Annotated in this window: 7 protein-coding genes and 1 pseudogene; all 8 read left to right on the forward strand. The window is 69.2% G+C overall.

The window, feature by feature from the left end; all coding sequences use genetic code 11:
- Nucleotides 1–2,044 (forward strand): translation initiation factor IF-2 (gene infB, locus JWP28_RS09585; protein WP_299542433.1); only part of this gene is annotated, 2,044 nt, incomplete at its 5' end.
- Between the two features lie 142 nt (nucleotides 2,045–2,186).
- The gene (locus JWP28_RS09590; protein WP_299542435.1) at nucleotides 2,187–2,684 is read left to right on the forward strand and encodes a DUF2939 domain-containing protein; all 498 of its coding nucleotides are present in this window, start codon (nucleotides 2,187–2,189) and stop codon (nucleotides 2,682–2,684) included.
- Between the two features lie 194 nt (nucleotides 2,685–2,878).
- Nucleotides 2,879–4,234, forward strand: a complete 1,356-nt coding sequence (locus tag JWP28_RS09595; RefSeq protein WP_299542437.1) for a pilus assembly protein TadG-related protein — start codon at nucleotides 2,879–2,881, stop codon at nucleotides 4,232–4,234.
- The gene (locus tag JWP28_RS09600) at nucleotides 4,234–4,764 is read left to right on the forward strand and encodes a hypothetical protein (RefSeq protein ID WP_299542439.1); all 531 of its coding nucleotides are present in this window, start codon (nucleotides 4,234–4,236) and stop codon (nucleotides 4,762–4,764) included. The genes JWP28_RS09595 and JWP28_RS09600 overlap by 1 nt, the downstream gene beginning before the upstream one ends.
- Nucleotides 4,761–5,144 (forward strand): TadE/TadG family type IV pilus assembly protein, encoded by a 384-nt coding sequence (locus JWP28_RS09605; RefSeq protein WP_299542441.1) that lies wholly within the window; start codon nucleotides 4,761–4,763, stop codon nucleotides 5,142–5,144. The genes JWP28_RS09600 and JWP28_RS09605 overlap by 4 nt, the downstream gene beginning before the upstream one ends.
- Before the next feature lie 161 nt (nucleotides 5,145–5,305).
- Nucleotides 5,306–6,112 (forward strand): helix-turn-helix transcriptional regulator, encoded by an 807-nt coding sequence (locus tag JWP28_RS09610; RefSeq protein ID WP_299542443.1) that lies wholly within the window; start codon nucleotides 5,306–5,308, stop codon nucleotides 6,110–6,112.
- A 100-nt stretch (nucleotides 6,113–6,212) separates the two neighbouring features.
- Nucleotides 6,213–6,671, forward strand: a complete 459-nt coding sequence (rbfA, locus tag JWP28_RS09615; RefSeq protein ID WP_299542445.1) for a 30S ribosome-binding factor RbfA — start codon at nucleotides 6,213–6,215, stop codon at nucleotides 6,669–6,671.
- Nucleotides 6,671–7,014: pseudogene (locus JWP28_RS09620) on the forward strand (tRNA pseudouridine(55) synthase TruB); the annotation flags it as partial. The gene rbfA and the pseudogene JWP28_RS09620, both read left to right, overlap by 1 nt.

Here is a 7,014-nt window from a genome sequence, read left to right on the forward strand (position 1 = left end):
GCCCGAGATCCAGCTCGCAGACCGCCAGGACCCGCGGCCGGGCGGCGCGCTCATGGACCGCCGCCCCGACGACGATGACGGCGGCCGCAAGGGCGTCGCGCCGTCCAAGGCGATCAGCCGCGCCAAGGGCGCCCCGCAGCGCCGCGAAGGCCGCCTGACCATCCAGGCGGTGGCCGGTGACGACGAGGGCGCCGTCGATCGGATGCGTTCACTCGCCTCGGTCCGGCGGGCCCGCGAGCGCGAGCGCGAGAAGCGCAAGGGCGGCGGCCAGGAAGCGGCCCGCGCGGCCCGCGAAGTGGTCATCCCCGACGTGATCACGGTGGCCGAGCTGGCCAACCGGATGGCGATCCGCGGCGCTGAGATCATCAAGTTCCTGATGCGTCAGGGCGTGATGCTGAAGAGCGCCGACGTGATCGACAACGACACCGCCGAGCTGGTGGCCACCGAGTTCGGCCACACCGTGCGCCGCGTGTCGGAAGCCGACGTCGAAGCCGGCTTCATCGGCGCCGAGGACGTCGACGACCACCTGCTGCCGCGGCCGCCCGTGGTGACCGTCATGGGCCACGTCGACCACGGCAAGACCTCGCTGCTCGACGCCCTGCGCTCCACCGACGTGGTGGCGGGCGAGCACGGCGGCATCACCCAGCACATCGGCGCCTACCAGGTGCGCCTGGAGGGCGGCCAGCGGGTCACCTTCCTCGACACCCCCGGCCACGCCGCCTTCTCCGCCATGCGCATGCGCGGCGCGACGGTGACCGACATCGTGGTGCTGGTGGTGGCGGCGGACGACGGGGTGATGCCCCAGACCATCGAGGCGATCAATCACGCCAAGGCGGCCGGCGCCCCGATCATCGTGGCGATCAACAAGATCGACAAGCCCGACGCCGACCCGACCAAGGTGATCAACGAGCTCTTGCAGCACGAGATCGTCGTGGAAAGCCTGGGCGGCGACACCCAGGCCATCCAGGTCTCCGCCACCCAGAAGATGGGTCTGGACGACTTGATCGAGGCCATCCTGCTGCAGGCCGAGGTCCTCGACCTGAAGGCCAACCCCGACCGCACCGCCGACGGCGTGGTGATCGAGGCCAAGCTCGATCGCGGACGCGGCGCGGTGTCCACCGTGCTGGTCAAGCGTGGCACCCTGAAGCGCGGCGACATCGTCGTGGCCGGCGCCAACTTCGGCCGGGTCCGTGCGCTGCTCAACGAGCGCGAGGAACAGGTCGCCGAGGCCGGGCCGTCCGTGCCGGTGGAGATCCTCGGCCTCGACGGCACGCCCGATCCGGGCGAACCCTTCGCCGTGGTGGAGAACGAAGCCCGCGCCCGCGAGCTCACCGACTACCGCACGCGGCTGAAGCGCGAAAAGGCCGGCGCGACCGGCCAGGGCGCCTCGCTCGCCGACATGATGGCCAAGATCACCGACAAGAAGGTCTCGGAGCTTCCGGTGATCATCAAGGCCGACGTGCAGGGCTCCGCCGAGGCCATCGTGGGCTCGCTGGACAAACTGGCCCACGAGGAGGTCCGTGCGCGGATCATCCTCTCCGGCGCCGGCGCGATCAGCGAAAGCGACGTCATGCTGGCCAAGGGCGCGGGCTCGCCGATCCTCGGCTTCAACGTCCGCGCCTCGAAGCAGGCCCGCGACCTTGCCGAGCGCGAGGGCGTGGAGATCCGCTACTACGCGATCATCTACGACCTGATCGACGACATCAAAGGCGTGCTTTCCGGCATGCTGGCGCCGATCCAGCGGGAAACCTTCCTGGGCAACGCCGAGGTGCTGCAAGCCTTCGACATCTCCAAGGTCGGCCGCGTCGCCGGCTGCCGGGTCACCGAGGGCGTGGTCCGCAAGGGCGCCCGCGTGCGGATCGTCCGCGCCGACGTGGTGGTCCTCGAGCTCGGCACCCTGCAGACGCTCAAGCGCTTCAAGGACGAGGTCAACGAGGTCCAGTCCGGCCAGGAGTGCGGCATGGCCTTCGCCGGCTTCCAGGACATCAAGCCCGGCGACACCATCGAGTGCTTCAGCCTCGAAGAGGTGAGGCGGACGCTGTAGCGATAGATAGCCAGCTCTGACTTTCTAAGGCCCCGGAGCGACCCTCCGGGGCTTTTCCCTGTCCCCCGAGAGCGGGAACGAATGGCCGTGATCTGGCCCTCTTGCCGGGCTATTCATCTGGTGGACTGAAGGAGGCCAAACCGTGCGCGCCGTCCTGCTGACCCTGGTGGCCCTCACCCTCGCCGCCTGCGCCTCGGTGCAGCGCCTGGGCGCGGCCAACGACGTCCATGCGCTGCTGGTCGCCATCCGCGACGACGACAGCGCGGCCTTCGACGCCCACGTGGACCACGAAGCCCTGAAGCGCGAGCTGCAGGCCAAGCTCGCCGACCGCATGGCCAAGAACGACAAGATCAGGGGCCTCGCCGCCCTGCTCGGCCCCTCGGTGATCGAGTTCGCCGACCAGGCACTGGTCCAGCCCAGGACCTTCCGGATGGTCGCCGAGCAGTACGGCTACAAGGCCGACACCAAGATCCCGAGCCCCCTGGTGATCGCCCAGGCGCTGAAGACCCTGCCGGACGGCCGGGTCTGCGCCACCAAGAAGAAGGACGGGCCCTGCGTGCTGACCTTCACCAAGGAAAACGGCAGCTGGAAACTCACCAGCTTCGACGGCGACTTCTCCACGTTGCGGATCAAGCTCTGACCGATCCGGCGTAGCGCCCGGTTAAGGCTGCTTGGCAAGGCTTTCCATCGTCGCATCGCTCGACCGCCGCCCTGTGCGGCGGGCGCCCTTATCCACGCCGGTAGCAAAAGGTGAGCGCGCGTAAACCACGTGCGTAGGGGGTCGCTTAATCACACCTGTGGTTGTTGCGCCAATGGCCAAACTTGGCGGTTGAGATGACCTGCGTTTCTAGGATCAAGTCCGCACGAGCCGGCGCCCTTCGGTTCCTTCGCCGATTCGCCACGAACACCCGCGGCAACATCGCGGTGATGTCGGCGCTCGTGCTGCCGGCGCTGGTGGGGACCTTCGGGCTGGGGACCGAGGCCGTCTCCTGGTACGCCACCGCCCGCAGCGCCCAGAATGCGGCCGACTCGGCGGCGATCGCCGCGGCGTCCAACGCCGGCGCCAACTACACCACGGAAGCGCTTGCGGTCGCCGCCCGCTACGGATTCGTCAACGGCCAAGGCGGCGCAACGGTCACCGCCGCCAACAACCAGCCTTGCCCCAGCGGGGCAGCCAGCAACTGTTACAAGGTCACGGTCTCGAAGAGCCTGCCGTTGCTGCTGGCCGGAGTCGTGGGCTACCGCGGCAACGCCACCCTGTCGGGCGCTCCGGCCCAGAAGGTCACGGCGAGTTCGGTCGCGCTCCAGGGGATTTCGCCGCGGCCCTATTGCGTCCTCGCCCTGGCGAGCAGCGGCACGACGCCCGCGCTGCGGACCAACGGCGCCCCCAAGGCCGACCTGGCCGGCTGCAACGTGATGTCGAACACCGCCTCGACATGCAACGGGCACAACCTCAATGCGGACCACGGCGACGCCCACACGACGGACGGCGGCTGCGGCGTCATCCAGACCGACAACGTGGCGACAGTTCCCGACCCGTACGCCGCGCTGGTCGACAGCGTCCCGGCGAACACCTGCGGATCCTACCCGCAGGAACCCACCAAGAAGAACCAGCCGGCGCTTCAGCCGCCGAACCTGCTGTGGGGCATCCAGGCTTGGAGCGGCACGGTGCAGATATGCGGAGACGTGCAGCTCACCGGTCCGGTCACCGTCAATACGGACTCCAACGGCGCCGTGCTGGTGATCCAGAACGGGCAGCTCGACACCAACGGCTTCACCCTGCAGACCTCCAACGGCTCGGCGCTGACGGTGGTGTTCTCCGGCACCGCGGGGGCCTACACCCATGCGCCGACCGGCGGCGGGACCATCGACATCGCCGCTCCGACGAGCGGGGCCTGGTCGGGGGTCGCGATGTATCAGGATCCCCGCCTTACCGAGGGCCTCGACATCAGCGCCGCCGGCAACAGCCCGACATGGGACATCACCGGCCTGGTCTACCTGCCGCACGCCAGCGTCACGTTCAGTGGCGCCGTGAACAAGGCCAGCAACGGCAAGTCCTGCTTCGTGCTGGTGGCCGACAACCTGCTCGTCAACGGCACAGGCAATATCCTGGCGCATGGCGAGTGCCCGCAGGCCGGCCTGGGCATGCCGTCCAGCCCGCAGCCCAGCCGTGGACTGCTGGTGCTGTGATGCAGCTGCTTCACCTGGCAAGACGGCTGGGGCGCGCCGAAGACGGCGTCGCGGCGATCGAGATGTCCTTGGTCGGGGCCATCTTCTGCCTCGGGCTGCTCAACGTCTCGGAGATCGCGCGCTATGGCTTCGATTCGATGCAGGCAACCGCCGCGACCCAGGCCGGAGCCGAGGCGGCGCTGGCCACCTGCGACGTCGCCCACGTCCCGGCGACCACCAATTGCGCCGGTCTGAACAATGCCGTCGCCACCGCCCTGCAGAGCACCTCGCTCGGAACCCAGGTCGCGCTGAAGGTCCCGCTCTCGGAGGCGTACTATTGCCTCGACAACGGCGGTGCGCTGACCTTCGTGGGCAGCGCGGCGGCGACGCCGCCGGCCGATTGCTCGGCAGTGAACAACGCCACCAGCGTGCCGACCCTGTATCTCGTCGTCAGCACCAGCTTCACCTATGCGCCCATGTTCGGCGGGCTGACGGTGGTCGACCGCCTTCCGCAGACCATGACCCATACGGCCTGGATGCGAATGAAATGATTGCTCGGCGAAAGGCGGCAGGTCTGATCGGCGACGACCGCGGCGCAACGGCGATCGAGTTCGCACTGGTGCTGCCGGCGTTCATCCTGATGATCCTCGGCGGGATGGCGACGGCCACCTTGGGTTTCGCGGTGTCGAGCCTGCATTTCGCCGTGGAGGACGCGGCGCGTTGCGCGGCGGTGAAGACGACGGTCTGCACCAACGCGGCGTCCACCCAGACCTACGCCGCGCGCGCCTATCAAGGTCCCGCGATCTCGCCCGTGTTCAGCGCCACCACGGCCGGCTGCGGCCATACCGTCAGCGCGACAGGCGTCTATTCGGTGAACGTGATCCCGCAGCTGCTGAACGTCCCGCTCTCAGCGACCGCCTGCTACCCGTAACCGGCCCGCTGCCGAGGGGGACGCTACCCGGTAGGTCGCCCGGCATACCTGGCGCTACCCGGTCACCGCGGTGTTCCGATGCGACCTGGAGCCACACTGACGCCGAACTGTCCCAAGGTTAACGTTCTGATGACGCTCACCAAGAACGCCCCCGCCGCAGCATGCGCGCATACCCTGACGAGTTGAAACGCCTGCGCGAGGTCCGCGCCCTGACGCAGGAAGCGCTCGCGGCGAAGTGCGGCCTGAGCCGAAAGACCGTCCAGCGGATGGAGCGCGGCGAGACGATGCGCGACGAGACGCTTGCGTTCGTCGCCGGCGCCCTGGGGGTCGCGGTCACCGACTTTGCGGCTGCCGCGCCCGGCAAGGGTGACGGTTCGGCGGATGGACGGCTGGGCCTGCGCCGGGTTCGCTCGGGCAAGCACGTCCTGAACCATCTCGCGCAGACCGACGTCGGGCGCATCGACTGCGACGTCGACGCCGACGGCGAGATCATCGCGCCGCTCACCCGGCTGGTGGGCCAGCTTCAGGGTCTGATGCGCAGCAGCTGGGAAACGCCCAAGCCGCCGATCAGCGACCTGCCCCTGCTCGGCCGCTTGCAGGCGATCGCCGACATCAACGACGGCATCCGGCATCTCGAAGGCGCGGGCGTCGGTCTGTTCATGGGCCACTATTACCGGTTCGCGGTGACCCGGGACGGCCTTTCGGGCCTGGCCGCCAGCGAACGGCGGCGACCGATCGTGCTGACCCGGCTGCATCTCACCCGGTCCGGCCATGAGCGCCTGACGGTCGCGATCGACGCCGAGTGGCGCGGCGCGCCCGACGGGACGGAGGACCTGGCTCCCAGGTCGGATTTCCTCATCTCGTCGGACGAGACGCTGGTGCTGCTCTATCCCACCCCGCCGCTGGCGAGCGTCTGCGACGCGGGCGACGGCTATATCGACGGCGCCTACGACGTGGTCAGGCGCTGACCGCTTGCGGCTGGACTCTCCGCCCCGCCGGCACTAGACACCCGCCCTTCCCTGCGTCGGCGCGTCCGATCCGCGCCCCAGGCCCAAGCGAGCGACCGCTATGAAACGCCCTTCCCATTCCGGCCGCGCCGCGCCGCGCGGCCCGTCGCAGCGCCAGCTGCGCGCCGCCGAACTGGTCCGCCACGCCCTGGTCGAGATCCTGCGCGCGCAGGAGATCACCGATCCGGACTTGGCGGGCGTGTCGGTGACCCTCACCGAGGTGCGGATGAGCCCGGACCTGCGCAACGCCACGGTGTTCGTCGAGCCGCTGGGCGGCGGCGAACAGGCCGTCGTGGTCGTCAAGGCGCTGAACCGCCATCACAAGTTCCTGCGCGGGCGCCTGGGCCACGCCATCGACATGAAGTTCACCCCGGCGCTCAAGTTCCTGCACGACGAGACCTTCGACGAAGCCGCTCGGATCAGCCGGCTGTTCGCCGATCCGCGCGTCGCCCAGGACCTCGCCCCCGACTCTCCCGCGGATTCCTGGAACGGCTCTGACACCCTGGAAGAGGGGGACTGATGGGCCGCCGCCGCAAGGGCGAGGCGGTCTCCGGCTGGATCTGCCTGGACAAGCCCTACGACCTGACCTCGACCCATGCCGTCAGCCGCGTGCGCCGCGCCTTCAACGCCCAGAAGGCGGGACATGCCGGCACCCTCGACCCGCTGGCCACCGGCATCCTGCCCATCGCCCTGGGGGAGGCCACCAAGACCGTCCCGTTCCTGGTCGACGCCGACAAGGCCTACCGCTTCACCATCGACTGGGGGCGCAAGACGTCCACCAACGTCCGTGAAGGCGAGACGACCGCGCAGTCCGACGTGCGGCCGAGCCTCGCTGAGGTGGAGGCCGCCCTGCCCGCTTTCGT

It is taken from the genome of Phenylobacterium sp. (genome assembly GCF_028290885.1).
Classification (GTDB): Bacteria; Pseudomonadota; Alphaproteobacteria; order Caulobacterales; family Caulobacteraceae; genus Phenylobacterium.